The 26,994-nt window shown below is 61.8% G+C and carries 25 protein-coding genes; 8 read left to right on the top strand and 17 right to left on the bottom strand.

What is annotated here, in order from left to right:
- The first annotated feature begins 56 nt into the window (after positions 1-56).
- A complete protein-coding gene (locus M2497_RS23075) occupies positions 57-2,246 on the top strand; it encodes a patatin-like phospholipase family protein (protein ID WP_248483435.1) in 2,190 nt (729 codons plus the stop codon).
- Positions 2,247-2,459: 213 nt separating this feature from the next.
- Here the strand turns inward: M2497_RS23075 and M2497_RS23080 are convergent, their stop codons facing one another.
- Entirely contained in the window at positions 2,460-2,894 is a 435-nt protein-coding gene (locus tag M2497_RS23080) for a MarR family transcriptional regulator (RefSeq protein ID WP_058424932.1), read from the bottom strand.
- A 121-nt stretch (positions 2,895-3,015) separates the two neighbouring features.
- Entirely contained in the window at positions 3,016-5,142 is a 2,127-nt protein-coding gene (recQ, locus tag M2497_RS23085; RefSeq protein WP_248483437.1) for a DNA helicase RecQ, read from the bottom strand.
- Between the two features lie 265 nt (positions 5,143-5,407).
- Between recQ and M2497_RS23090 the strand changes: the two genes are divergently transcribed.
- The 3 genes from M2497_RS23090 to M2497_RS23100 all read left to right on the top strand — a co-directional run bounded on the left by M2497_RS23090 (position 5,408) and on the right by M2497_RS23100 (position 9,987).
- Positions 5,408-5,995 (top strand): YecA family protein, encoded by a 588-nt coding sequence (locus tag M2497_RS23090; RefSeq protein WP_058424934.1) that lies wholly within the window; start codon positions 5,408-5,410, stop codon positions 5,993-5,995.
- 20 nt (positions 5,996-6,015) lie between these two features.
- On the top strand, positions 6,016-6,399 hold the full coding sequence (locus M2497_RS23095; RefSeq protein ID WP_071491302.1) for a YbaN family protein: 384 nt from the start codon (positions 6,016-6,018) through the stop codon (positions 6,397-6,399).
- 117 nt (positions 6,400-6,516) lie between these two features.
- Complete coding sequence (locus tag M2497_RS23100) at positions 6,517-9,987, top strand: PAS domain-containing hybrid sensor histidine kinase/response regulator (protein ID WP_248483439.1); 3,471 nt, start codon at positions 6,517-6,519, stop codon at positions 9,985-9,987.
- A 24-nt stretch (positions 9,988-10,011) separates the two neighbouring features.
- On the opposite strand, the gene rmuC is transcribed toward M2497_RS23100, so the two are convergent.
- Together rmuC and M2497_RS23110 are read right to left on the bottom strand one after the other, a co-directional pair.
- Positions 10,012-11,376, bottom strand: coding sequence for a DNA recombination protein RmuC (rmuC, locus tag M2497_RS23105; RefSeq protein ID WP_248488249.1), 1,365 nt, complete (start codon positions 11,374-11,376; stop codon positions 10,012-10,014).
- 175 nt (positions 11,377-11,551) lie between these two features.
- Positions 11,552-11,875, bottom strand: coding sequence for a sel1 repeat family protein (locus M2497_RS23110; RefSeq protein WP_248483441.1), 324 nt, complete (start codon positions 11,873-11,875; stop codon positions 11,552-11,554).
- Positions 11,876-12,332: 457 nt separating this feature from the next.
- On the opposite strand from M2497_RS23110, the gene M2497_RS23115 reads away from it, so the two are divergent.
- From M2497_RS23115 to M2497_RS23130, 4 genes are all read left to right on the top strand, one after another.
- A complete protein-coding gene (locus tag M2497_RS23115; protein ID WP_248483443.1) occupies positions 12,333-12,638 on the top strand; it encodes a hypothetical protein in 306 nt (101 codons plus the stop codon).
- A 444-nt stretch (positions 12,639-13,082) separates the two neighbouring features.
- Entirely contained in the window at positions 13,083-13,307 is a 225-nt protein-coding gene (locus tag M2497_RS23120; protein ID WP_005790139.1) for a hypothetical protein, read from the top strand.
- 280 nt (positions 13,308-13,587) lie between these two features.
- The gene (locus tag M2497_RS23125) at positions 13,588-14,070 is read left to right on the top strand and encodes a hypothetical protein (protein ID WP_058424939.1); all 483 of its coding nucleotides are present in this window, start codon (positions 13,588-13,590) and stop codon (positions 14,068-14,070) included.
- Between the two features lie 146 nt (positions 14,071-14,216).
- The gene (locus M2497_RS23130; RefSeq protein ID WP_248483445.1) at positions 14,217-15,506 is read left to right on the top strand and encodes an outer membrane protein transport protein; all 1,290 of its coding nucleotides are present in this window, start codon (positions 14,217-14,219) and stop codon (positions 15,504-15,506) included.
- 65 nt (positions 15,507-15,571) lie between these two features.
- On the opposite strand, the gene M2497_RS23135 is transcribed toward M2497_RS23130, so the two are convergent.
- The 13 genes from M2497_RS23135 to cobO all read right to left on the bottom strand — a co-directional run bounded on the left by M2497_RS23135 (position 15,572) and on the right by cobO (position 26,945).
- Complete coding sequence (locus M2497_RS23135; protein ID WP_248483448.1) at positions 15,572-16,123, bottom strand: redoxin domain-containing protein; 552 nt, start codon at positions 16,121-16,123, stop codon at positions 15,572-15,574.
- A 150-nt stretch (positions 16,124-16,273) separates the two neighbouring features.
- Entirely contained in the window at positions 16,274-17,473 is a 1,200-nt protein-coding gene (locus M2497_RS23140; protein ID WP_248488250.1) for an MFS transporter, read from the bottom strand.
- A gap of 63 nt (positions 17,474-17,536) precedes the next feature.
- A complete protein-coding gene (locus M2497_RS23145) occupies positions 17,537-17,941 on the bottom strand; it encodes a MarR family transcriptional regulator (RefSeq protein ID WP_248483450.1) in 405 nt (134 codons plus the stop codon).
- A 42-nt stretch (positions 17,942-17,983) separates the two neighbouring features.
- Positions 17,984-18,712 carry an adenosylcobinamide-GDP ribazoletransferase gene (locus M2497_RS23150; protein ID WP_248483452.1) on the bottom strand — a complete coding sequence of 243 codons (729 nt, stop codon included), beginning with the start codon at positions 18,710-18,712 and terminating at the stop codon, positions 17,984-17,986.
- 2 nt (positions 18,713-18,714) lie between these two features.
- A complete protein-coding gene (gene cobC, locus M2497_RS23155; RefSeq protein ID WP_248483454.1) occupies positions 18,715-19,290 on the bottom strand; it encodes an alpha-ribazole phosphatase family protein in 576 nt (191 codons plus the stop codon).
- Positions 19,287-20,342 (bottom strand): nicotinate-nucleotide--dimethylbenzimidazole phosphoribosyltransferase, encoded by a 1,056-nt coding sequence (gene cobT / locus M2497_RS23160; protein ID WP_248483456.1) that lies wholly within the window; start codon positions 20,340-20,342, stop codon positions 19,287-19,289. Before cobT ends, cobC begins: the two co-directional genes overlap by 4 nt.
- Positions 20,339-20,860 (bottom strand): bifunctional adenosylcobinamide kinase/adenosylcobinamide-phosphate guanylyltransferase, encoded by a 522-nt coding sequence (gene cobU, locus M2497_RS23165; protein WP_248483458.1) that lies wholly within the window; start codon positions 20,858-20,860, stop codon positions 20,339-20,341. Before cobU ends, cobT begins: the two co-directional genes overlap by 4 nt.
- A 187-nt stretch (positions 20,861-21,047) precedes the next feature.
- Entirely contained in the window at positions 21,048-22,499 is a 1,452-nt protein-coding gene (locus M2497_RS23170) for a cobyric acid synthase (protein ID WP_248483460.1), read from the bottom strand.
- Entirely contained in the window at positions 22,496-23,485 is a 990-nt protein-coding gene (gene cobD / locus M2497_RS23175) for a threonine-phosphate decarboxylase CobD (protein ID WP_248483462.1), read from the bottom strand. Before cobD ends, M2497_RS23170 begins: the two co-directional genes overlap by 4 nt.
- The gene (gene cbiB / locus M2497_RS23180; protein WP_248483464.1) at positions 23,478-24,386 is read right to left on the bottom strand and encodes an adenosylcobinamide-phosphate synthase CbiB; all 909 of its coding nucleotides are present in this window, start codon (positions 24,384-24,386) and stop codon (positions 23,478-23,480) included. The genes cobD and cbiB overlap by 8 nt, the downstream gene beginning before the upstream one ends.
- Positions 24,383-25,033 carry a 5,6-dimethylbenzimidazole synthase gene (gene bluB, locus M2497_RS23185; protein ID WP_248483466.1) on the bottom strand — a complete coding sequence of 217 codons (651 nt, stop codon included), beginning with the start codon at positions 25,031-25,033 and terminating at the stop codon, positions 24,383-24,385. The genes cbiB and bluB overlap by 4 nt, the downstream gene beginning before the upstream one ends.
- Positions 25,030-26,337 carry a cobyrinate a,c-diamide synthase gene (locus M2497_RS23190; RefSeq protein WP_248483468.1) on the bottom strand — a complete coding sequence of 436 codons (1,308 nt, stop codon included), beginning with the start codon at positions 26,335-26,337 and terminating at the stop codon, positions 25,030-25,032. The genes bluB and M2497_RS23190 overlap by 4 nt, the downstream gene beginning before the upstream one ends.
- On the bottom strand, positions 26,334-26,945 hold the full coding sequence (cobO, locus tag M2497_RS23195; protein WP_248483470.1) for a cob(I)yrinic acid a,c-diamide adenosyltransferase: 612 nt from the start codon (positions 26,943-26,945) through the stop codon (positions 26,334-26,336). The genes M2497_RS23190 and cobO overlap by 4 nt, the downstream gene beginning before the upstream one ends.
- Positions 26,946-26,994: the final 49 nt, after the last annotated feature.

Below are 26,994 nucleotides of genomic sequence, written 5' to 3' on the forward strand. Positions count from 1 at the left end.
TCGGCGGATCGAGTGGCTATAATACCGGCCTTTATCGCCCAGCCCCGAGATTCCTGATGCGCCGCCTGCTGTCCTGCCTGTTGCTGTGCCTGCTCCCTCTGCTTGCCGACGCCATTGAAGCGCCCCGCCCGAAAATCGGCCTGGTGCTGTCCGGCGGCGCCGCCCGTGGCCTGGCCCATATCGGCGTGCTCAAGGCGCTGGAAGAGCAAGGTATCCAGATCGACGCGATTGCCGGCACCAGCATGGGCGCGGTGATCGGAGGGCTGTATGCGTCGGGCTACAAGATCGATGAGCTGGAAAAACTGGCGCTGAGTATCGACTGGCAACAGGCCTTGTCCGACGCACCACCCCGCGAAGACGTACCGTTCCGACGCAAGCAGGATGACCGGGACTTCCTGGTCAAGCAGAAACTCAGCTTCCGCGACGACGGCAGCCTGGGCCTGCCACTGGGTGTGATCCAGGGCCAGAACCTGGCGCTGCTGCTGGAAAGCATGTTCGCCCACACCAGCAACACGCGCAATTTCGACAAGCTGCCTATCCCCTTCCGCGCGGTGGCCACCGATATCACCACCGGTGAAAAGGTGGTGTTCCACAAGGGCCACCTGCCCCAGGTGATCCGCGCCAGCATGTCGATCCCGGCGGTATTCGCCCCGGTGGAACTGGACGGCCGGCTGCTAGTGGACGGCGGCATGACCGACAACATCCCGCTGGATGTGGCGCGGGAGATGGGCGTGGACATCGCCATTGTCGTGGACATCGGCACCCCGCTGCGTTCGCGCAAGCAACTGGCCACGGTGGTGGATGTGCTCAACCAGTCCATCACCCTGATGACCCGCCGCAATTCCGAGGAACAACTCAAGGACCTGCACCCCAAGGACGTTCTGATCCAGCCGCCCCTCGCCGCCTATGGCGTGACCGACTTCGGCCGCGCCAAGGACATGATCGACGCCGGCTACCGCGCCACCCGCGCCCTTGACGTACGCCTGGCCCACCTGCGCCCTGCCGAGCCGGTCGACCCGCAATTGGTGGCCGCCCGCACACCGGGCGAACGCACCCCGGTGATCACCGCGATCAGCGTAGAGAACGATTCGAAAGTCAGCGACGACGTGATCCGCTACTACATTCGCCAGCCCCTGGGCGAGCCGCTCAACCTGGGCCGCCTGCAAACCGACATGGGCACCCTGTACGGCCTGGATTATTTCGAGCAGGTGCAATACCGCGTGGTCAAGAAAGGCCAGGACAACACCCTGGTAATCAGCGCGCGGGGCAAGCGCAGCGGCACCGATTACCTGCGCCTGGGCCTGAACTTGTCGGATGACATGCGCGGCGACAGCGCCTTCAACCTCGGCGCCAGCTACCGCATGAATGGCATCAACCGGCTCGGTGCGGAATGGCTGACGCGGGTGCAGATCGGTGACCGCCAGGAGCTGTACAGCGAGTTCTACCAGCCGATGGACACCGGCTCGCGCTACTTTGTCGCACCGTACATCAGGGCCCAGGCGCAGAACGTCGAGCTGACCCTGGACAACGACCCGATCTCCGAATACCGCCTGGAGCGCTACGGTTTCGGCTTGAACGTCGGGCGGCAGATCGGCAACAGCGGCGAGATCCGCTTCGGCGTCGGCGAAGCTTGGGGCAAGGCGGATGTGCGCATCGGCGACCGGGATTCGCCCAGTGTGAGTTTCAGCGAAGGGTTCTATGAATTGAAATACTCCTTCGACTCCCTGGACAACGTGTACTTCCCCCACAGCGGCGAAGACATCGGCCTGGCCTTGCGCGAATTCGAACCTGGGCTGGGCTCGGACCAGCGCTACCGCCAATGGGAGTTCAAGCTCGACAAAGCCATGAGCCACGGCCCGGACACCCTGGTGCTGGGTGGACGCTACGGGCGCACCCTGGATGATTCGGATGTGGTGATTTCAAGCTTCCTGCTGGGGGGCGCGCGGCAGCTCTCAGGCTTCCGCCAGGATGCGATCTCGGGGCAGAACATCAGCCTGATGCGGGCGGTGTACTACCGCAGGCTCACGCCTCGCTCGTACTTGCCGCTGGATTTCCCGCTGTACCTGGGTGCGTCACTGGAGCGCGGCCGGGCATGGAACAACGACAATGAATTCGACAGCGGCTATATCAATGCGGCGAGTATCTTCCTGGGGTTCGATACGCCGTTGGGGCCGCTGAACTTCAGCTATGGGTTCAACGATGATAACCAGAAGGCGGTGTATCTGAACCTGGGGCAGACGTTTTAGCGTTTTGCTCAGAACCCGATTGCGTAGAGCGGCGCTGTTGTGGCGAGCGGGCTTGCCCCGCGCTGGGGTGCGCAGCGGCCCCAAAAACAGACGACTGATTTCTAACTGAAAAAACGCGGTGACTTTAGTGGGGCTGCTTCGCAGCCCAACGCGGGGCAAGCCCGCTCACCACAACAGCCCTACTCACCACAGTAAGACAGCACAGTGGTTTCTTCAGGACTTTTCCAGATTCGCCAGGATGTGCCCATGCACGCGCATGCACACGCTCAAGTCGGCTTCGTCTACCCCCACAAACAGTTCGTGGCGCAGGGCGGTGGCGATGGTTTCGATTTGTTCGATCAAGGGCCGGGCGGTATCACACAGCACGATGCGCTTGGCACGACGGTCTTCCACCACGGCCTGGCGTTGCACCAGGCCTTGGCCTTCGAGGCTGTCCAGCAGGCGAGCCAGTGTCGGCCCTTCGACACCAACGCTTTGCGCCAGCTCACGCTGGGTGGGTGCTTCTTCAAAACGAGCCAAGTGCAGCAGAACCAGCCAGCGCGCCTGGGATAAACCAAGCCCCGCCAAACGGCGGTCCAGCTCGGCGCGCCACCCACGGGACATTTGCGCCAGCTGCATGCCAAAACGATGTTGATCGGTTAACGACATAAAAAACTCAATGTTTAGACTGAAAATAAAGTGTGGCTAATTATTAGTCAGCTAAGCATGAGCTTTGCCCGTAGGCAAGAGTTGCTATGTACTGATTCGTTACATTGTCGTAATTGGCACACTAAATTTCGAATTCGGACTGCAAAGCCGCGCGCACGCAGTACAAAACCCCCTCTGGAACACGCCCGGTGAACAGCGGCGCTATCTCCGCAACAGGTGGCAATTCGCCCTCTCCGTCGAGGAACGCATCCTGGATTTCGCCGAGCAGATCCTCCGGTAAATCAAGGGCTTGCTCCAACGACAATTGCTGCTTGCCGATGGATTCGGCAAGCAAGGTGTAGACGTTTTTTTCTGAACATTGCAGCTGACCGGCGATCTGCATCGGGGTCATGCCGGCGCGTGCCAGGCTGATCAGTTCGTGGCGGATATCAGCGACCTCCTTCGGCGCTTCGGCCTGGCCGCCGAGCACTTCGAGGAACGCCTGGCCGTAACGCTCCAACTTACGCGCACCCACGCCGCTGACCCGCGCCATCTCCGCCATGGTGGTGGGTTGTTCGCGCAACATTTCCAACAGCGTCGAGTCGGGGAAAATGACGTACGGCGGCACGCTGTGTTCCTGTGCCAGTTTGCGCCGCAGGGTGCGCAAAGCTTCCCACTGCTCGCGCTCCTCGCCACGCACCAGTTGGCTGGCCTGACTGGTGCTGGTCTTGGCGGTGGTCTGCGGCTTGAGGTCGCGGCGCAACTCCAGGCTGACCTCACCCTTGAGCAACGGCCGGCAACTGTCATTCAAGCGAAGGCCGCCGAAGCCTTCGATATCGATGTCCACTAGGCCGCGCGCAACCATCTGTCGGAACAACGAGCGCCACTCGCCTTCTGCGCGGGCCTTGCCGACGCCATACACCGAAAGTTTCTCGTGGCCAAAGCTGCGCACTTTCTCGTTGTCCTTGCCCAGCAAGACATCCACCAAGTGGCCCACGCCATAACGCTGACCGGTGCGGTAGATGGCGGACAAGCCCTGGCGCGCCGGCTCGGTGGCATCCCAGGTCTGCACGCCATCGACGCAGTTATCGCAATGACCGCAAGGTTCGGGCATGTCTTCATCGAAATATGCCAGCAGGGTCTGGCGCCGGCAGCGGGTTTCCTCGCACAGCGAGAGCATCGCGTCGAGCTTGTGCTGTTCCAGGCGCTTGTGACGCTCGTCGCCCTCGGAGTTCTGCAGCATCTGCTTGAGCATCACCACGTCCTGCAGGCCATAGACCATCCAGGCATCCGCCGGCAGGCCATCACGGCCGGCGCGACCGGTTTCCTGGTAGTACGCCTCGAGGGATTTGGGCAGGTCCATGTGCGCCACGAAGCGCACGTTGGATTTGTCGATGCCCATGCCGAACGCGATGGTGGCCACCATGATCAGGCCTTCCTCGTTGAGGAAACGCTTCTGGTGCGCCGAACGCGTTTCGTTGGGCAGGCCGGCGTGGTACGGCAACGCCGGGTAGCCTTGCTCGCAGAGGAATGCGGCGACTTCATCGACTTTCTTGCGCGACAGGCAATAAACGATGCCCGCATCGCTGCGCCGTTCGGAGAGAAACGCCAGCAACTGCTTGCGCGGCTGTTCCTTGGGCACGATGCGATAGAAGATATTCGGTCGGTCGAAGCTTGAGAGGAAGCGCTCGGCGTTCTGCAGATGCAGGCGCTCGACGATTTCTTCGCGGGTGCGCTTGTCGGCAGTCGCGGTCAACGCAATGCGCGGCACATCGGGAAACAGCTCCGCCAACTGGCCGAGTTGCAGGTACTCGCGGCGGAAGTCATGGCCCCATTGCGATACGCAGTGGGCTTCGTCGATGGCGAACAGGGCGATTTCCAGGCTCTGCAAAAAGGCCAGCATGCGTGGCTGCACCAGGCGCTCGGGCGCCAGGTAGAGCATCTTCACTTCACCGCGCTTGATCCGCGCCGCCAGGTCGCGCTGCTGCTCGGCACTGAGGGTGGAATTCAATGACGCCGCGGCAACCCCAAGTTCTTCGAGGGTGGCGACCTGATCGTCCATCAACGCGATCAGCGGCGATACCACCACCGCCAGGCCATTGCGCAACAGCGCAGGCACCTGGAAGCACAATGACTTGCCGCCACCGGTAGGCATCAGGACCAGTGCGTCACCGCCACTGGCCACGCGCTCAATGATCGCACCCTGGCGGCCACGAAAACTGTCGTAGCCGAAGATGTCCTTGAGGACGCGTTGAGCCTGCTCGAGCATGTAAAACTCCAAAATGGTGCCGAAATCCCTCTGTACAGGCTGGCCGAAAAAACACGCTTTCACGGGAAATAATCCGTAAGCGAAGTTTTCGCGGGCTGGCGCTTGGCCTGCAAGGGCATCACAAAACGCGGCAGTATACCCGAGCGATCCCCGGCACAGGGCATCACTGACGAATAGCGGCCGCGATCTAAAATGCCGTGCGGCTGGCCTGGGCGCTCAAGAAAGCCTAGAATTCAGCATCGTTTATTCCCAAGGTAACTCTTCAATGTCCTTCGCTGAGCAACTAACCCGCCTGCAAGCCTTCCTCGACGCCGATGAGCTGCATGACGAGGCGCTGGACTACGTGGCCGCCCACGGCTACCTGACCGCCTTGTCGATCTGCTCCGAGGTCGTGCCTGACCGTGAATGGATCGATGCGCTGTTCGCCGAAGAGCCGCACTACACCGACGCCGCCCAACGCGAAGAAATCGAAGCCACCCTGCTGGCCCTCAAGGCCCACATCGGTCGCCAACTGGCCTCCGACGAAGAGTTCGAGCTGCCGTGCGAACTGGACCTTGGCGAAGAGCCGGATGATTCCGACCTGCGCGGCTGGTGCATTGGCTTCATGGAAGGCGTGTTCCTGCGTGAAGCCGCCTGGTTCGAAACCGCCGAGGAAGAAGTCAGCGAAATGCTGCTGCCGATCATGGTCGGTTCGGGTCTGTTCGACGACCAGCCGGAGTTCTCCGACATCGCCGCCGACGCCAACCTGATGGACGACATGATCGTGCAGATCCCGGAAGCCCTCACCGCGCTGTACCTGCTGTGCAACGCCCCTGACGAAAAGCCGGCGATCCTCAAGCCACGTCACCACTGAGTCGCTTGCCCGTGACACCCATGGGCAACCGTCCGCTGCTCCTGCGCTACCTGCTGCTGGCCATTGGTTGGTTGAGCGTAGCGCTGGGGGTGATCGGCATTTTCCTACCGGTATTGCCGACCACGCCCTTCCTGCTGCTCGCCGCCGCCTGCTTCGCCCGAAGCTCCCCACGTTTCTACCACTGGTTGGTGCAGCACCCGCGCCTTGGCCCGTGGATCCGTGATTACCTGGACGGCAACGGCATCCCGCTCAAAGGCAAGGTCTACGCCATCGGCTTGATGTGGCTGAGCATCGGCGTGTCCTGCTATTTAGTGCCATTACCGTGGGCGCGCGGCTTCATGCTGACCAGCGCCGTGCTGGTGACAATCTACATCCTGCGCCAGAAAACCCTGCCACCGCGCTGAATGACCTGCGACATTCGATCCCACACGACCTTGGTCGACACTGACTAACCCCAAGCATCATGCGAGACTGTCCAACCGGGCCTGGAATGCCCGGGTGTTCCTATGCTCGGAGTTACCATGTCGCTGTCCAGCGGGCTGATCGCCGCCGTTGCCCTGGCCTATATGGCCATTATGTTTGCCATCGCCTTCTACGGAGACCGCCGCCGTGCGCCACTGCCGCCGCGCATGCGTGCCTGGGTGTACAGCCTGTCGCTGGCGGTTTACTGCACCAGTTGGACCTTCTTTGGCGCCGTAGGCCAGGCCGCCGAACAGCTGTGGGCGTTTTTACCGATCTACCTGGGACCGGTGCTGCTGCTGGTGCTGGCACCCTGGGTGCTGCAGAAGATGATTCTGATCAGCAAGCAGGAAAACATCACCTCCATCGCCGACTTCATTGCCGCGCGCTACGGCAAATCCCAATCGCTGGCGGTGGTGGTCGCACTCATCTGCCTGGTCGGCGTATTGCCCTATATCGCCCTGCAGCTCAAAGGCATCGTGCTCGGGGTGAACCTGTTGATCGGCGCTGGGGCCGACACCACCGGCACCCGCGCCCAGGACACCGCGCTGATCGTGTCGCTGGTGCTGGCACTGTTCACCATCGTATTTGGTACGCGCAACCTCGACGCGACGGAGCACCACCGTGGCATGGTGCTGGCGATTGCGTTTGAATCGCTGGTCAAGCTGTTCGCGTTTCTGGCGGTGGGCGCGTTTGTGACCTACGGCCTGTACGACGGTTTCGGCGATTTGTTCAGCCAGGCCATGCTGGCACCACGCCTGGAGGAGTTCTGGAAGGAGACCGTCAACTGGCCGTCGATGGTGGTGCAGACCGGCGTGGCGATGATGGCGATCATCTGCCTGCCTCGGCAGTTTCATGTCACGGTGGTGGAAAACATCGACCCTCAGGACCTGCGCCTGGCCAAATGGGTGTTCCCCGCCTACCTGATTCTGGCCGCACTGTTTGTAGTACCGATCGCCTTGGGCGGCAAGATGATGCTGCCGGGCTCGGTGCTGCCAGACTCCTACGTAATCAGCCTGCCCATGGCCGAAGCCCATCCGGCGCTGGCGGTACTGGCCTTTATCGGCGGTGCCTCGGCGGCCACCGGCATGGTGATCGTGGCAAGCATCGCCTTGTCGACCATGGTCTCCAACGACATGCTGCTGCCGTGGTTGCTGCGCCGCTCCAGCGCCGAGCGCCCGTTCGAAGTGTTCCGCCACTGGATGCTGTCGGTACGCCGGGTCAGCATCGTGATCATCCTGTTGCTGGCCTACGTCAGTTACCGCCTGCTGGGCTCGTCCGCCAGCCTGGCAACCATCGGCCAGATCGCCTTTGCCGCCGTGACCCAGCTGGCACCGGCGATGCTCGGCGCGCTGTATTGGAAGCAGGCCAACCGACGCGGCGTATTTGCCGGGCTGGCAGCGGGCACTTTCCTGTGGTTCTACACCTTGGTCCTACCGGTAACGGCGAAAAGCCTGGGCTGGTCCCTCAGCCTTTTCCCAGGACTGACGTGGATGCATTCCCACCCACTGGGTCTATCCGTCACGTCGTTGACCTTGGGTACCGTGTTTTCTCTGGCAGGTAACTTCACGCTGTTCGTGTGGGTGTCGATGCTGTCGCGCACGCGGGTTTCCGAACACTGGCAAGCCGGGCGTTTTATTGGCCAGGAAATCAGCCAACGCGCCAGCGCCCGCTCGATGCTATCGGTGCAGATCAGTGATTTGCTCAGCCTGGCCGCGCGCTTTGTGGGTGAAGAACGCGCCCAGCAGAGTTTTATCCGCTTCGCCTATCGCCAGGGCAAAGGCTTCAACCCCAACCAGAATGCCGACAACGACTGGATCGCGCACACCGAGCGCTTGCTGGCTGGCGTACTCGGGGCGTCCTCGACCCGCGCAGTGGTGAAAGCCGCCATTGAAGGGCGCGAAATGCAGCTGGAGGACGTCGTACGCATCGCCGACGAAGCATCGGAAGTGCTGCAGTTCAACCGCGCATTGCTGCAAGGCGCTATCGAGAACATCACCCAGGGCATCAGCGTGGTCGACCAGTCCCTCAAGCTGGTGGCCTGGAACCGGCGTTACCTGGAGCTGTTCAACTACCCGGACGGACTGATCAGCGTCGGCCGGCCGATTGCCGACATCATCCGCTACAACGCCGAACGTGGGTTGTGCGGGCCAGGTGAGGCCGAAGTGCACGTGGCGCGACGCCTGCACTGGATGCGCCAGGGTCGCGCGCACACCTCTGAACGCTTGTTTCCCAATGGTCGTGTGATCGAGCTGATCGGCAACCCGATGCCCGGCGGCGGCTTCGTGATGAGTTTCACCGACATCACCGCGTTCCGCGAAGCCGAACAGGCCCTCACCGAGGCCAACGAAGGCCTGGAACAACGGGTGACCGAGCGCACCCACGAACTGTCGCAGCTGAACGTGGCGCTCACCGACGCCAAGGGCGTGGCCGAATCCGCCAGCCAGTCGAAGACGCGGTTCCTGGCGGCGGTCAGCCATGACCTGATGCAACCGCTGAATGCCGCACGCCTGTTCTCCGCCGCCCTCTCCCACCAGAACGACGGCCTGTCCGACGAGGCCCGGCAATTGGTGCAGCACCTGGACAGCTCACTGCGTTCCGCCGAAGACCTGATCAGCGACCTGCTGGATATCTCGCGCCTGGAAAACGGCAAGATCAACCCACAGCGCCAGCCTTTTGTGCTTAACGAACTGTTCGACACCCTGGGCGCCGAGTTCAAGGCGCTGGCCCAGGAGCAAGGTCTGCGCTTCCGCCTGCGCGGCAGTCGTTTGCGCGTGGACAGCGACATCAAGTTGCTCCGCAGGATTCTGCAGAACTTTCTTACCAACGCCTTCCGCTATGCCGACGGCCCGGTGCTGCTCGGCGTACGCCGACGCAAAGGCGAGCTGTGCCTGGAAGTATGGGACCGTGGCCCGGGGATCCCGCTGGATAAACAAAAGGTGATCTTCGAAGAGTTCAAGCGCCTGGACAGCCACCAGACCCGCGCCGAGAAAGGCCTGGGGCTGGGCCTGGCGATCGCCGACGGCCTGTGCCGCGTGCTGGGCCACCGCCTGAGTGTGCGTTCATGGCCCGGCAAGGGCAGCGTCTTCAGCGTGCGCGTGCCGCTGGCCCGCAACCAGGCCAGCCCGCAGGTCAAGACGCCGCAGGAAACCGGCTTGCCGCTGAGCGGTGCGCAGGTGCTGTGCGTGGATAACGAAGAGAGCATCCTGATCGGCATGCGCAGCTTGTTGACGCGCTGGGGCTGCGAAGTCTGGACCGCCACCGACCAGGCGCAATGCGCGGCATTGCTGGCTGATGGCGTGCGCCCTCAATTGGCGCTGGTGGACTACCACCTGGACCATGGCGAAACCGGTACTGAACTGATGGGTTGGCTGCGCGCGCAATTGGCGGAGCCGATTCCCGGTGTGGTGATCAGTGCTGACGGTCGCCCGGAGATGGTGGCCGAGGTGCATGCGGCGGGGTTGGATTACCTGGCCAAGCCGGTGAAGCCGGCGGCCTTGAGGGCGTTGCTGAGCCGGCACCTGCCGTTGTAGGAGACGGCAAGCCGGCGCCTACAATTACTCGGGCAGATGGGCCACGCCATCGGAGTCGGTCATCGCCCGCTCCAGCAGATCAGCGGGAAGGCTCTTACTGGCTCGAGCACCGAGCAACCTCAATTGCTCAGTCCGGCTGACCAGATTTCCGCGTCCATCTGTCAGCTTGTTACGCGCTGCGCTGTAAGCCTTATCCAACTGCTGTAAACGGTTACCCACTTCATCCAGGTCCTGGATAAACAACACGAACTTGTCGTAGAGCCAACCGGCGCGCTCGGCAATTTCCCGGGCGTTCTGGCTCTGGCGCTCCTGCTTCCACAGGCTGTCGATCACACGCAGGGTGGCCAGCAACGTGGTCGGGCTGACGATCACGATATGGCGGTCGAAGGCTTCCTGGAACAGGTTCGGCTCGGCCTGCAACGCAGCGGAAAACGCTGCTTCAATAGGCACGAACAGCAACACGAAATCCAGGCTGTGCAGGCCTTCCAGACGTTTGTAATCCTTGCTCGCCAGACCTTTGACGTGATTGCGCAGCGACAGTACGTGCTGTTTCAGGGCCGCCTGGCCGATGACCTCATCATCCGCCGCCACGTATTGTTGGTACGCGGTGAGGCTGACCTTGGAGTCCACCACCACCTGCTTGTCACCGGGCAACATGATCAGCACGTCCGGCTGGAAGCGCTCGCCATCCGGGCCCTTGAGGCTAACCTGGGTCTGGTACTCACGGCCTTTTTCCAGGCCCGCATGCTCCAGCACCCGCTCAAGAATCAGCTCGCCCCAGTTGCCTTGGGTTTTCTGGCCCTTCAAAGCACGGGTCAGGTTGGTGGCTTCGTCCGACAGACGCAGGTTCAGTTGCTGCAGGCGCTCCAGCTCTTTAGCCAGGGAAAAACGTTCGCGGGCCTCGTTCTGGTAGCTTTCTTCCACGCGTTTTTCGAAGGACTGGATGCGCTCTTTCAACGGATCAAGCAATTGGCCCAGGCGCTCCTGGCTGGTTTCGGCGAAGCGCTGTTCGCGCTCATCGAAGATCTTGCCGGCCAGCTCGGCGAACTGCGCGCGCAGCTCATCCCGTGAGCCTTGCAGGTCAGTGAGGCGCTGTTGATGGCTGTCCTGTTGTTCGCGCAGTTCGGCGCGCAAGGCCGCTGACAGAGCGTCGAGGCGGCGCAGCTCGGTCTCCTTGGCGCTGCGGTCGAGGTTCCAGGCGTGGGCGGCGTCGCGGGCATTGTCGCGGTCGATCTGCAGCAGTTCGACTTCGCGGCGTACGGCCGCCAGGTCGGCCTGTTTGGCAGCATTCGCCTGGCTCAGATCGCTGATCTCGTCGCGGCTGGCATCCAACTGTGCGGCGAGGCCCTCCTGGGCCAGTTGCGCAGTGGCCAGGCGCTCTTCGAGCAGCTCCCAGCCGGTCATGCGCGCGGTCAGTCGCCGCTGAAGCTGCCAGCACACCGCCAATAAAGGCACGGCAGCGCCTGCGAGGCCCAGGGCAATACTGGTCCAGTCAAAAACCATAGACATGTCTGCCATCACCGAAAAAAAGCAAGGTTAGCGGAGCCCAGGGCCTGAGGACAGCTCAGTCTTCGACCTGGCCCAGTTCACGCTGGGCGCGACGGTCACCGGCGCGAGCCGCCAGGCGCAACAGGTCGTGGCCGATGCGGCGGTCACGGGCATTCCCGCACTCACGGCACATCAGTTGGCCCAGGCGGCTTTGGGCAGCGACCACGCCTTCACGGGCGGGCTGCTTGAGCAAGCGCCCGGCAAAGTGTTTGATGTTGGTGTTATGACCCAGGCGCGGACTGTCGAGCAGCCACAAGGCAACTTTCAAGGAGAAGCGCTTGGGGGCGGTAACAGTTTGAGGGGTATCGGTAACAGAAGGTGATACTGAGCGAAACTTCATAAAGCACTGTGGGACAGATCGGAAGGCGCGCCACTCTACTCTTTTTTTCGTACAGGTAAAGCTGAAAAAACTCTGCACGCCCGTTCTAGAGCAAGCGCTCGGGACAATCCACAGAAGCTGTGGATAACTCAGTGGACAACCCCCCTTTAACTCGCGCAAAGCCCCATGGAATGGGGGTCGCAGTCAAACTGACGATTTTTTCACCAATAAAAAAAAGCCAGATTTTTCATTGACTTAAATTTCCATTGCAGGCAAATGGCGGCCCGGTAGAGCAGTTGACAGCGCGGTTACACCTCCCACAACTAATGTGCACAAGTACCCATCCGACGGTTATATCGCTGGCGTTTTTTGAAGCAACTTGCTGCAAAGATGTTACCGCCGGGGCAAAACAGGGACTTTTCAAATCTTTCCTGGCTCGCCACACTCCCCGACCTACAGCGCAACGGTGGAGGGGTCGATGAAAGGAATTCTGTTGTTCGCGGTGCTGCTGCTGGCCATCTGCGCCATTTCATTGGGGATCAATGCGGCACTGCCCTCTCCGGATGGGGCACTGTTCGCCATCGCCATCCTGCTGTCGGCGGCGTTCACGGCTGTGAGCTTGTGCATTGAGCTCGGCGAAGGCCGGATCAACGATATGGGTGATGTGATGAAAGTGGTCGAGACCGGCCAGTCCCTGCGCTTGACCCTCGCCGCCTATGGCCTGGGTTGCTCGCTGGCAGCAGCAGCCACTGTGCTGGTCTATCGAGGCCTGCTGGGCAGCTGATTGAAGTTTTTTGGCTAACACACTTCCCTTACCTGTTTCAATCCGTTACTATCCGCGGCGTTAGTACCAAGCTGAAAGTCAATTCTGGTCGAACAATTCCCCTGCACAACACGGGATCGACCACCTCGATGGTTTCCAGGTATCACTTGCGACGACACTGCCTTTGAACAAGCAAAGGGTGCCGCGAAGTTTCCATACTCTGACCGAACCAACCTGCAAATTGATCAGGATCTTCACCCTGGGCCCAGAACCTTTGCCCCTGTTGTGTTGCCTGCCCTCCTAAGTACCTACCTGCCAGCCCAAGCGCGCCTAACTTAATAGCGCTTCAAACTGGCTGCTTTGTTCCAGTCGGGTTCTTCGTTTGATCAATGGTGATCAACGTTACTGGAACGTTTTAATACGGCACGGATCTCATTTCGTGTCATTTGTAGGAACACCCATAATATGAACGCTCAAATCCACACTCAGGATGCCATTCGCACCCTCACCAACGCTTTTGCTCCAATGAACTGCCTGATCATGGCTGCGCGCAAAGGCTGCTTCAGCTTCACCCTGGTCAACGAACACGGCATCGCTCGTCACAGCGAACGCCTGTATCCCGATCAATACTCCAGCGCAGAACCGCTGCAGGCCGTGATCGAGCGTACCCGTCAGGCACTGACCGCCTGACCGACCCGAGTCGCTGAAACACAAAAACCCTGCTTGAACAGCAGGGTTTTTTATTGCCCTGAATTTACCGGCTGAGCTATTGCACTAAGTTCAAATAGATATAAACGTTATAACTAAATGAAGAAGATGTTTTAAAAACAGTCCTTTACATCGTAAATATGACACTACACTTCAACTCAAGCGGCATGATCCGCTTCCGGCGAGCCTGAGATCCGATCCACTGCTGCCAAGCCCCCACCTTCTCAGGCTTCGTCGACCACTTTCACGGATTGAGGCGTGTATGGGTATCGCTGCCAGCGAATTGTGTCGTTATGTGATCAGGCCGACGTTGATGTACCTCGGCCGACATAACCCGACGGCCGAGTCCCTGCTGCTGGGCATCGCCGCCAGCCAGTCGGAACTGGGTTCCGCCTTGCACGACCGGCGTGGCCACGGCCTGTACAGCATCACCGAACCGCGCCACCGTGCCTTGTGGGACAGCTACCTGGCGCTGGACCCCGAGCGCGCCAGCCTGGTACGCGGCCTCGCTAGCCAACACGCGTTCCTCAGCGCACCGCAACTTGAGCTCACGGTCAACCTGCGTTACGCCACCGCCATCGCCTGGCTCCTGGTGGAACAGCACACCCCTGCACTGCCCCCGCCCGGTGATGTGCTGGCCATGGCACGTATCTGGAAAGAAATTTTTCATCCACAAGGAAGGCTGCGCGATTTCACTCAAGCTTGGCAAACCTGTGTTTCACCCATGAATCAGGTGGTTTGCTGACCGGGCAATTTGCAAGATTCGCCAAAAAACCAGGATTTTGGTCGGATTGTCCTACAAAACCGCTCTATCTCCTGCATTACAGCCTATAGCGCGATGTTAAATTTATTGTTACTTTCCGCAGCGGTGATCACCACGGAGTTCTAATAATGAAAAAAGTAATGCTCAAGACCACACTTAGCCTCGCCGTTGCCATGGCCTCTTCCCACGTGTTCGCAAGTGGCTTTGCCCTTAACGAACAAGACGTCGCAGGAATGGGAACGGGTTTCGCAGGCCGCTCTTCTTCTGCCGAAAATGCAAGTACCGTTTATGGTAACCCTGCCGGTATGGCTCGCCTTGAAGGCCAGCAAGTCACTGGCGGTGTTGCAGCGATTGATGCCTCAAGCAACATCAAGGATGTCAGCGGCCGCTCCACAGGCACGAACAAAGGCGATATGGTGCCTTTCACTGCCGTTCCTTTTGGGTTCTACACCAATAAACTCAACGAACAATGGGCTGTCGGTTTCGGCGTCTATGCTCCGTTTGGCCTGGTGACAGACTACGAAAGTGGCTTCCAAGGCAAAGCTTTTGGCAGCAAAAGCGAAGTGACGGTCATCACCTTCCAGCCTACGGTGAGCTACGCCTTCAACGATCGGGTTTCCATTGGTTTTGGCCCGACTATCAACCGTATCGCTGGTACGCTCGAGTCCGATATCAACCTACCAGTCCCTGGTACCGGCGCCAACAACATCAAGATCAAGGGAGATGACACCGCCGTCGGCTTCAATGCCGGCCTGCTGGTTCAAGCCACTGATACAACTCGCGTGGGCCTGACCTACCACTCGAAAGTGAAATACAAGCTCGAAGGCCATACTGAAGTGACCAAAGGCACCAACGTTCCGGCTGCGCTGCTGAACAATGGCCGCTACGACGCGTCGCTGAAGATCGACACGCCTGAATCCTGGGACCTCTCGGTTACTCAAGACATGAGCGACGCGTGGAAACTCTACGCAGGCGCTACATGGACCCGTTGGAGCCGACTGAAAGACATTACCGTCAACAACGAAGGTGTATCGGCCGCAGCCGGTAGCGGTGCTTTGGCTCCGCAAATTGTCGGCACCATCAAAGAAGACCAGAACTGGCACGACACTTGGGCCTATGCCTTGGGTACCTCGTATCGCGTCACCAAGCAAGTGGTGCTGCGTACCGGCCTGACCTTCGACCAGTCGCCTACCAACAACAAAGACCGTTCGCCACGTATCCCAACCGGTGACCGGACTATCTTCAGTCTCGGCCTTGGTTACGATGTAATGCCGAACATGACCGTTGATCTGGCTTACTCCTACCTCAAGGAAGAACCAGTCAAGGTCGCTCGCGCCAACGCATTGGGCCAGTCCTACAATGCTAAGTACGAGAACAGCGCCAATGGTTTTGGCCTGGGCGTAACGTACAAGTTCTGATCTGACACCGTATGAAAAAGCCCCGCTCTCCTGCAAAGGAAGCGGGGCTTTTTAATGGCTGGCCCTCAAGGTTTGGAGGCGATCGCCTGCTCCACCGCCTTGATCAGATCCGGACTGTCCGGCTTGGTCAAACTGGAGAAATTGGCAATCACCTTGCCCTGCCGATCCACCACGTACTTGTAGAAATTCCACTTCGGCGGTGTGTCGGTCTGCTGTGCCAGTACCTTGAACAGGTGCACCGCGTCCGGCCCCTTGACCTTCTGCGGTTCGGTCATGGTGAAGGTCACGCCGTAATTCACGTAGCAGACCTTGGCAGTCTCTTCGCCGGTCTTGGCTTCCTGCTTGAAGTCATCGGACGGCACGCCGATCACTTCCAACCCTTGGCCCTTGTAACGTTGATACAAGGCTTCAAGGCCTTTGAACTGTGGGGCGAACCCGCAGAAGCTGGCGGTGTTGACGATGACCAGGGGCTTGCCGGCAAAGCGCTGGCACAGGTCGATGGATTCCTTGGCGCGCAGCTTGGGCAACTGGCCTTCCAGCAGCGGCGGGCAACTGGCGGCCAGGGCGGCACTGCCAATGGCCATCAGGACGGGTACAGCGAGCCAACGCATCTGCATGTCGTGTGTCCTTGAAAGTATTCAAGCCACCAACTTAACAGATCGACATACCCAGTTGCATCAACGCCAGCCCGCCATGCTGCCAGCCCCACCAGGCCAGCAGCACCAGGATCAGCCCCGCAACGAGGATCACACCGCGTAACGCTACATTCATGCCGCCTCCATCTGCGCCTGCAAGCGCGCCACCGGCCGCTCACGTACCGGCCAGTTAAGGGCGGCGGCGAGCAGGCTCAACAGAATCGCCACCTGCCAGATCAAATCGTAGTTACCGGTTCGATCATAGACCACCCCGCCCAGCCAGCCACCCAGGAACGAACCCAACTGGTGGAACAGGAACACGATGCCACCGAGCATGGAGAGGTTTCGCACACCAAACAGTGTCGCTACGGTACCGTTGGTCAGCGGCACCGTGGATAGCCACAGGAAGCCCATCGCCATGCCAAACAGGTAGGCCGTGATCTCGGTGACCGGTGCCCACAGAAACAGCACGATCACCACCGCACGCAGCAGGTACAAGCCCGTCAGCAGGCGCGGTTTGGACATGCGCCCGCCGAGCCAGCCGGCGGTGTAGGTCCCGAAGATATTGAACAGCCCAATCAGTGCCAGCACCGTGGTGCCGACGGTGGCCGGCAAGTGTTGGTCCACCAGGTAGGCCGGCAGGTGCACGCCGATAAACACCACTTGGAAACCGCAGACAAAAAAGCCGAACGCCAGCAGCCAGAAGCCGGAATGGGAGCAGGCTTCCTTCAAGGCTTCCCGCAGGGTTTGCTGACCCGCCACCGCCGGTAATGGCCGATCCTTGAGCATGGCGACCAGCGGCAGAATCAACGCCACCATCAGGCCGAGCGCCAGCAGGGCCGCGGACCAGCCCAGCCAGCTGATCAAACCCAGCGTGCCCGGCACCATCGCAAACTGGCCGAACGAACCGGCAGCACTCGCGATGCCCATCGCCATGCTGCGTTTTTCCGGCGCCACCGCGCGACCCACCACACCGAGAATGACCGAGAACGAAGTGCCGGACAGGCCGATACCAATCAGCAAGCCCGCACTGAGGGACAACGACCACGCCGAATCGGACATGCCCATCAACACTAGGCCAACGGCGTAAAGAACACCGCCGACAAACACCGCTTTGGTGGCACCAAAACGGTCCGCCAGCGCACCCGTGAACGGCTGCGCCAGGCCCCAGATCAGGTTCTGCAGGGCAATGGCAAAAGCAAAGGTCTCACGGCCCCAGCCAAATTCACTGCTCATCGGCGCCAGGAACAGGCCGAAACCGTGACGCACGCCCAACGACAACGCCAGGATCAGCGCACTCCCCACAAGAATCCAGCCACTGGTGCGCCACATCGAGGTCATTTCTTATTCTCCGCTCGCGGGTATATACCCGCTTATATTCGAACCAACCCGCGCTCAGGCGAGTTCGTCCAGCAAGGCCAACAAGGTTTCGCGTTTTTCCGCGCCCAGTTGATCGATCAATTTCTGTTGCGCTGCCTCCCAAGCGGGTAATGCGGCGGCAAGTCGCGCCTCACCCTCTTTGGTCAACATCACCAGGCGATTGCGCAGGTCGTCGCCTTCCACCAGTTGCACCAGGCCCTCGCCTTCCAGCACCCGCAGGTTGCGCCCCAGGGTGCTGCGATCCAGGCCCATGGCTTCCGCCAGGCTGGAAATGCTCGGCTGGTCGAGCCGTTGCAGGTTGCACAACAAAGAATACTGGGCGACGTTGATCCCGAAGCCGTCGAGAGCGCCGTCGTAATGCCTGCTGACGCCACGGGCGGCACGTCGCAGGTTGGTACACAAACATTGGGAGGCAAGCATGGAACGTGTATATACCCGCGATTAAGGAAATGCAAGAAAGTGTTACAGCGCCAGGCCGACCAACACCACGACTTCCAGCAGTTCCAGCAAGGCCCCTGCGGTGTCGCCGGTGGTGCCACCGAGGCGATTGACCATCAGTTGGCGCACACCCACAAAGGCGATCGCCGCGAGCAATACCGCAACCCCGCCGCTGAAGCCACCGATCAGGATGCAGGCAAGACCACTGAGGATCAGTACCTGTTGGCCGACGATCCTCGGTAAATGATCCGACAATGCCTGGCCCAATCCACCGGCACGCACGTAGCGCGTGGTCAGAAACAACGCCAGCATCGATGCCCGGCCGATCAGCGGGGCCAGAATCAGCGCGGCGCCGTTGTGTTGTTCGATCAACGCCACCAACGCGGTGAACTTGAGCAGCAGCACCAAGCCAAGCGTCACCACCGCAATCGGCCCGCTGCGCGGGTCCTTCATGATGGTGAGCGTGCGCTCGCGATCACCGAAGCCGCCCAGCCAGGCATCGGCGCTGTCCGCCAGGCCGTCCAGGTGCAGGCCGCCACTGAGCAATACCCAGGCCGTCAGCAACAGTGCGGCGTGCAGCAGCAATGGCGCGCCCATCAATAGGCTGTTCAGCGCCCACAACAGCACGCCGAACAACAGGCCCACGACCGGATAAAACAGCAGCGAACGCCCCAGCTCCTGAGGCTGCGGCATGCCGGGCAGGCGAATCGGCAGGCTGCTGAGAAATTGCAGGGCGATCCAGAAGGGCAGCATGTCTACGCCCCTTCCTTCAGCGTGCCGTCAGCTGCAACTTGGAGGCTGAACAGCCCACCATGACCAACTTCGACATTCAATAACTGCTCCCGGGGCAAACCACGCGCCTGCGCCAGTAACAGGCGCATCACGCCGCCGTGACTGATCAACAACATCCGCTCACCGGCATACGCCTGATACAGGCGTGAGACAGCCCCCATAACCCGCTCGGAAAAGGCGCTGACCGGCTCCCCGTCCGGCGGGGTAAAGCTATAAGGATCGGCCCAGAACAACCCCAGCCCTTCGGCGTCGGTCTCCATCAAGGCCGCTGCACTCTGCCCTTCCCAGGCACCGAAGTGCAGTTCTTGCAGGTCCTTCTCCAGCGTCACCGGCAGCTCGAGCCGGGCGCCTAATTCTTCGGCAAATCGCGCGCAGCGTCGCAACGGCGAACTGATCAAGCGGTCCCACGGCCCCTGCCCCACCACGGCCTCGCGCATCTGCGCCCAGCCGTTGGCGGTGAGTGCGTCGTCCAGGCTGCCACGCAGGCCGCCGCCCAGCTCGGTTTCGCCATGGCGCAACAGGTCCAGGTGCAAGGTCATGCCGGGCGGTCTGCCACGGCGGCTTCGGCAAAGGTCGCCATCTGCCCGTGCAATGCACAGGCCAGGCGCAACAACGGAACCGCCAACGCAGCACCACTGCCTTCGCCCAGGCGCAGGCCCAGTTCCAGCAGTGGCTGCGCGTCGAGGTGTTGCAGCACATGACGATGGCCAGGCTCGGCGCCGCAATGACCGAACACCAGCCACTCACGGCACGCAGGGTTCAGGCGCGTGGCGACCAGCGCAGCGACGGTGCAGATGAACCCATCCACCAGCACCACAATGCCCTCCTGAGCACAGGCGAGGTATGCCCCCACCAGCGCTGCAATCTCGAAGCCGCCGAGATTGAACAGGGTCTGCAAGGCATCACCGCGCTGAGCGGCATGCAACGCCAGTGCGCGTTCGATCACGGCCACTTTGTGGCTTACGCCCTGGGCATTCAAGCCGGTGCCTGGCCCCGTCAGGTCACTGACCTGGCAGTCGAGCAAGGCACACGCCAGCGCACTGGCGGCGGTGGTGTTGCCGATGCCCATCTCGCCGCCGATAAACAGCTGTGCACCACCTGCCAACGCACGCCGCGCACTGTCACGACCGGCTTGCAGGGCGAGTTGCCCCTGTGCCTGGGTCATGGCCGGGCCGTTGACGAAGTTGGCGGTGCCCGCGCCGATATTCAGGTGCCGCACACCGGGAAGGTCCAGGGACGGGGTCACCGTGCCGAGGTCGACCACTTCCAACTGGGCGTCCAACTGCCGCGCCAATACGCTGATGGCCGCGCCACCGCTGACGAAGTTGTGCAGCATCTGCCCGGTGACTTCCTGGGGAAACGCCGACACGCCTTCGGCAACTACGCCATGGTCACCGGCGAAGATGGCGATCCACAGCGAGTCCACCGACGGTTTGACCTGGCCCTGCAAGCCGGCCAATTGCACCGCCAGCGCTTCCAACTGGCCGAGGGAGCCGGCCGGTTTGGTCAGTTGCTGCTGGCGTGCCAGGGCATGTTCGTACGCTTGAGTGTCAATCGCCTTGCACGGGTTGAGCCACCAGGTGTCAGTCATAACGCAGTACCTTTCAAAGTCAGGGGCAGGCCGGCGACGGTCAGGACAACACGCTGACACCGCTCGGCCAAGGCTTGATGCAGCCAACCGGCTTCATCCACATAGCGGCGAGTCAATTCGCCCAGCGGCACGACACCCAGACCGGTCTCGTTGCTGACAAAAATGATTTCACCCGGCAGCGCGGCCAGGGTTTCCAGCAGTTGATCGCGCTCGGCGGCCAGACGATCCGAGTCCTCAAGCATCAGCAGATTGGTGAGCCACAAGGTCAGGCAATCCACCAGCAGACAGCGCTCGGTTGCTGCGTTTTCACGCAGTACACGCGCCAGTTCGACGGGTTCTTCGATCAGCCCCCAATGGTTGGGGCGACGCTGGCGATGCAGGGCGACGCGCTCGTTCATCTCGCCATCCAAAGGTTGGCTGGTGGCGATGTACGTGACGGGCAAACCGCTGTCAGTGGCGAGCTTTTCGGCGAGGCGGCTTTTGCCGGAACGGGCGCCACCGAGGATCAGTTGGAGCATGACATAACACCTCGTTTGGCCAGTGGGACCCTCGAAGCTGGCACGGTTCCCTGTGGGAGGGAGCTTGCTCCCGATGGCGTGGCGCCAGTCAGCCCATTGGCTACTGACACACCGCCATCGGGGGCAAGCCCCCTCCCACCTTTGGGTTGCAGTGCAGCAGTTGAATACTCAGCGCATTCGCTCACTGTCAAATCCCACATAGTTTGCGTAACAACTCAGTATCCAAGTGGTTCTCCACCAAGTCCGCCAGGCGCTCGATATCGCGCTCGCGCAGGGCGTGGTAATCCACTTCCTGCACGTCCTGCAAACCGGCCCAGCGCAACAGGGCGCTGCACGCGGCCGGGCTTTCAAACAAGCCATGCAAGTAGGTGCCAAGAATTTGCCCATCGGCACTTTGTGCGCCATCGCTGCGGCCATCATCCAGCAGCACGGCGGCATTCGACAAAGCATCGCCGCAGGTCACGCCCGCATGGATCTCATAACCGCTGACCTCGGCATTCTCCAACAACAAACGCCCGCGCACATTGCGCAATTGCTTCTCTTCTTCCAGCGTGGTGCTGAACGCCAGCAGCCCCAGGCCATCACTGGAACCGGCAAGCCCTTCCAGGCCCAACGGGTCGTGCACTTGCTCGCCGAGCATCTGCAAGCCGCCACAAATGCCGAGCACCTTGCCGCCATAGCGCAAGTGACGCGCCACGGCGGTGTCCCAACCGTTGGCACGCAGATAGGCCAGGTCGCTGCGCACACTTTTCGAGCCGGGCAGGATGATCAGGTCGGCGGCCGGGATCGACTGGCCCGGACCAATGAATTGCAAATCCACCTGGGGGTGCAGGCGCAGCGGGTCGAAATCCGTGTGGTTGCTGATGCGCGGCAACACCGGCACCACCACCTTGAGCACCTGGGCCGCCTTGTCGATCTGGCGTTGGTCGATACCGTCCTCCGCTTCGAGGTGCAGGTCCATCACGTAGGGCAACACGCCCACCACCGGTTTGCCGGTGCGCGCTTCCAACCAGTCCAGGCCCGGCTGCAACAGCGCGATGTCACCGCGAAAACGGTTGATGATGAAGCCCTTGACCCGCGCCTGCTCCGTGGGTGACAGCAGCTCCAGGGTGCCAACCAGATGGGCGAATACCCCACCGCGATTGATATCGGCGATCAGCAACACCGGGCAATCCACCGCCTCGGCGAAGCCCATATTGGCGATGTCATTGGCACGCAGGTTGATTTCCGCCGGGGAGCCAGCGCCTTCCACCATGACCACGGGATAGGCCTGGCTCAACCGCGCATGGGAGGCCAGCACCGCCTGCATCGCGATGGCTTTGTAGTCGTGATAGGCCACTGCGTTCATGGTGGTCACGGCACGGCCGTGGATGATCACTTGGGAGCCGGTGTCGCTGTTGGGCTTGAGCAGCACCGGGTTCATGTCGGTATGGGGTGCCAGGTTGGCGGCCTGGGCCTGTACTGCCTGGGCGCGGCCGATCTCACCACCTTCGGCGGTCACGGCGCTGTTGAGCGCCATGTTCTGCGGTTTGAACGGCACCACGGCCACGCCCTGGCGTACCAGCCAGCGGCACAATGCGGTCACCAGCGTGCTCTTGCCGGCATCGGAGGTGGTGCCCTGCACCATCAGCGTACTCATGTTGCGTCCTTATAGGCGGCCAGGGCTTCGTCGAGGCGCTGCCAGTCGGCCTCGGTGTCGGGCAGGCCGAAACGCAGGCTGCTGTCGTGGACGAACAGGCGCAGCAGAATGCCGCGCTGGGCCATGAATTCGTGCAAACGCTCAGCGTGGGGCGTGATCAGCCATTGGAACAGCGCGCAGCCACCGTGGGGTGGAAAACCGTGGCGCTCCAGCAACGCGAACAAACGCTGGCCCGCCTCGACACAACGCGTGCGTTGCAGCGCATGCCCGGCCGTGTCGCGCAGGCACACTTGGCCCAGCACCCGCGTCGGCCCGCTGACCGCCCAGGGGCCGACCTGCTCGGCGAGCAACTTGAGCAACTTGCGCTCGGCCAACACAAAACCCAGTCGCACGCCGGCCAGGCCGAAGAATTTGCCGAACGAGCGCAGCACGATCAAACCGACCTGATGCGCCTGGCTGGCCAGGCTCAGTTGCGGGGTCACGTCCATGAAGGCTTCGTCCACCACCAACCAGCCGCCGCGCTGGGCCAGCCGCGAGTGCCAATCCAGCAAGCGTTGCGGGCTCAGGCTCAGGCCGGTCGGATTATTGGGGTTGACCACCACTAGTACGTCGAGGCCATCCAGGAAGAAGTCGACTTCCTGCTCCTGCACTTCGCGCACCACGTAACCGGCACGGCGCCAGGCTTCGGCGTGTTCGGCATAGCACGGCGACAGCACGCCGACCTTGCCCGCGCGACGCAGCCGCGGCAGCAACTGGATCGCCGCCTGGGAACCCGGCACCGGCAACAGATGCGCAGCGCCATAGTATTCGCTGGCGGCCTGCTCCAGGCCGTCGTCGGTTTCCGGCAGGCGCGCCCACGCGCGCAACGGGATCTCGGGGATCGGCCAAGGCCAGGGCGCGAGGCCGCTGGACAGGTCGAGCCAGTCGGCTTCGGCTATCCCGTATTGAATCGCGGCCTTGCGCAACCGGCCACCGTGCTCAAGCATAGAATTGCGCCCCCGCGCATAGGATCAGCAGCCACAACCATACGCCGCGCTGCACCAGTTGCCAGCCCCGGTCGATGGAATCGGCATCCGCCGCCGGGCCTTCGCCCAGTTGCGGACGATGGTGCACTTCACCGTGATAGATCGCGGCACCGCCCAACTCCACGCCCAGGGCGCCGGCACCCGCGGCCATGACCGGACCGGCGTTGGGGCTGTCCCAGGTCGGGCCTTGGATCCGCCAGCATTTAAGCGCCAGGCGCGTCTTGCCCAGCAGCGCGTAGGTCAACGCCACCAGGCGTGCGGGAATGTAGTTCAGCACGTCGTCGATTTTTGCCGCCGCCCAACCGAAGCGCTCAAAGCGCTCGTTGCGATAACCCCACATGGCGTCGAGGGTGTTGCTCAGGCGGTAAAGCACCACGCCCGGCACACCGGCCACCACAAACCAGAAAATCGCAGCGAACACAGCATCGCTGCCGTTCTCCAGCACCGATTCGGTAGCGGCACGGGCAACTTCGGTGCGGTCCAGCTCGCTGGTCTGGCGGCTGACCAGGTAGCTCACGCGGTTGCGCGCCTCCTCCAGGTCATCACTGCGCAGCGCCTGGGCCACCGGAATCACATGCTCGCCGAGGCTGCGCATGCCGAGGGCGCAGTACAACGCCAGGATCTCCAGCACCCAGCCGATGTACGGCGCCCACGACAAGGCCGTGGCCAGCAGCGTCAGCGGCACCACGGCGATAAACCACGCGGTCACGCCATGGCTGCGCCAGCCACGGCCACCGGTATTGAAACGCTGCTCGATGCGCCCGGCGAAATTGCCGAACGCCACCAGCGGATGCCAGCGCCTGGGTTCGCCCAGCAGCGCATCCAGCGCGACTGCAGCGACACACAGCAAGGCCACACTCATTGACTCACTCCCCACGCATTCTCATACAACATGTCACTCAACGGCCGTGGTTCGGTCCAGCCTTCGAGCTGCAACATCGGTGCCGGGTAGAACTCGGCCACTGGTCCCAGGCACAGCACGGCCAGGGGTTTCGCGCCGGGCGGAAAACCCAGCAGATCGGCCAGCGCCTGCGGTTCGAACAACGAGACCCAGCCCATGCCCAGGCCTTCGACCCGCGCCGCCAGCCACAAATTCTGGATAGCACAGGACAATGACGCCATGTCCATTTCCGGCAGGGTGCGACGCCCGAAGATGTGCCGCTCGCGATCGTCCATCAACGCCGCCACCAGCACTTCGGCGCAGTCGTGAATGCCTTCGACCTTGAGCTTCATGAACTCATCGGAGCGCTCGCCCAGGGCTTCGGCAGTGCGTACGCGTTCTTCTTCCACCAATTGTTGAATCTGCCCACGCAGCTGGCGGTCGCTGATGCGGACAAAGCGCCAGGGCTGCATCAGGCCGACGCTGGGCGCCTGGTGTGCGGCCTGGAGCAGGCGGTGGAGCAATTGCGGGGCGACCGTACCGCCGCTGAAGTGGCGCATGTCGCGGCGTTCGGCGATGGCACGGTAGACAGCCTGGCGGTCGGCCTCGGGGAAGGCGTTGTCAGTCATAGTGCTGAATCGGGCGCAAACAATGCGGCCACCGCCTGGGGATTGGATGGGAAATAGAAATGTACGTAGGACGCCGTCATCCGCCCCTGCCGGTATACCGCCTCGGCACCGCGCCCGCCGTTGGGGCTCAGGCCACGGGCGATCGGCTGCCATTCAGTGGTGGTCAGGGAATGGTGATAGGTATGGCCACGCAGGGTGCCTTCCGGCAATTCGACGCTTTGCAGGGCCAGGGCCGCCAGTTTCTTTTGCATCACCGCGTCGCCCTGGAGCAGGCCAAGCAGTTCGGCGCGGACGCCGTCGACATCGGTCAGCGAGTCCAGCAGGTAGAGCATGCCGCCGCATTCGGCAAGCAAGGGTTTGCCGGCCGCGTGGTGAGCGCGAATGGCGTCGAGCATCGGGGTATTTTCCGACAGCGCCTGGTGGTGCAATTCCGGGTAGCCGCCGGGCAGGTAGAGGCTGTCGGCGTCGGGCAACTGGCTATCGTGAATCGGCGAGAAGAACACCAGCTCAGCGCCCATCGCGCGCAGCAGGTCGAGACTTGCACCGTAGGTAAAAGCGAAGGCCTCATCGCGGGCCACGGCAATGCGCACGCCGTTGAGCAAGGGTTCGGCCTCGATCACTTGCGGCGCAGCAAATGTCACCGGTGGCGGCAAGGCGACTTCGCAACTGCTGCCCAGGGCTTGGGCGGCAGCGTCCAGGCGCACATCCAGGTCATTCAGTTCGCTGGCCTGCACCAGGCCGAGGTGGCGACTGGGCAGTTCGATACCGGTCTCGCGTGACAACGCGCCATACCAGCGCAGGCCCTCGGTGAGGCTGCCTTCGAGCAGTTGCGCATGACGCAGGGTGCCGACCCGGTTGGCCAGTACGCCAGCGAATGGCAAGTCCGGCTGATAGCGCGCCAGGCCCAATGCCAACGCACCGAAGGTCTGCGCCATGGCCGTGCCGTCGATCACCCCCAGCACCGGCACGCCGAAGTGCCGCGCCAGATCGGCGCTGGACGGTGTGCCGTCGAACAGGCCCATCACGCCTTCGATCAGGATCAGGTCTGCCTCCCCCGCCGCTTCCCAGAGCAAACGGCGACTTTCCTGCTCGCCCACCATCCACATATCCAACTGATACACCGGCGCACCGCTGGCGCGCTCGTGAATCATTGGGTCGAGGAAGTCCGGGCCGCATTTGAACACGCGCACCTTGCGCCCCAGGTTGCGATGCAAACGGGCAAGCGCGGCGGTGACGGTGGTTTTGCCCTGGCCGGACGCCGGAGCGGCGATCAATACGGCAGGGCAATGACGGGGCTGATTCAAAGTTCGACGCCCTTCTGTGCCTTGATACCGGCCTGGAACGCGTGCTTGAGCATGCCCATGTCGGTGACGGTGTCGCCCATTTCGATCAACTCGGGCTTGGCGCCACGGCCGGTGACCACCACGTGTTGCATCGGGGGACGGGCTTGCAGGTCGCTGAGGACCTGGTCCAGGTCAAGGTAGCCGTGCTTGAGCGCGATGTTCAGCTCGTCCAGCACCACCAGGCCGATGGAGGGGTCTTGCAGCAATTCGCGGGAGACCGCCCAGGCGGCTTCGGCGGCGGCGATGTCGCGCTGGCGGTCCTGGGTTTCCCAGGTGAAACCTTCGCCCATCACATGGAAACGCACTTGCTCGGGGAAGCGGCGGAAGAACAGTTCTTCACCGGTGCTGTTACGCCCCTTGATGAACTGCACCACACCACACTGCATGCCATGGCCCATGGCTCGGGCCAACATGCCGAACGCGGAGCTACTCTTGCCTTTGCCATTGCCGGTCAGCACCAGCAGCAGGCCGCATTCGTTGGGGGAGTTGGCGATGCGCTCGTCGATCACGGCTTTTTTGCGCAGCATGCGCGCCAGGTGGCGTTCGTCGCGGTCGGGGGAATCGGTCATGGCAGCTCTCCGTTGGGGCTGGACAAAAACGGCGGGCAGGAAAAAAAGA

The organism is Pseudomonas sp. CYM-20-01, assembly GCF_023169845.1.
GTDB lineage: Bacteria > Pseudomonadota > Gammaproteobacteria > Pseudomonadales > Pseudomonadaceae > Aquipseudomonas > Aquipseudomonas azotoformans.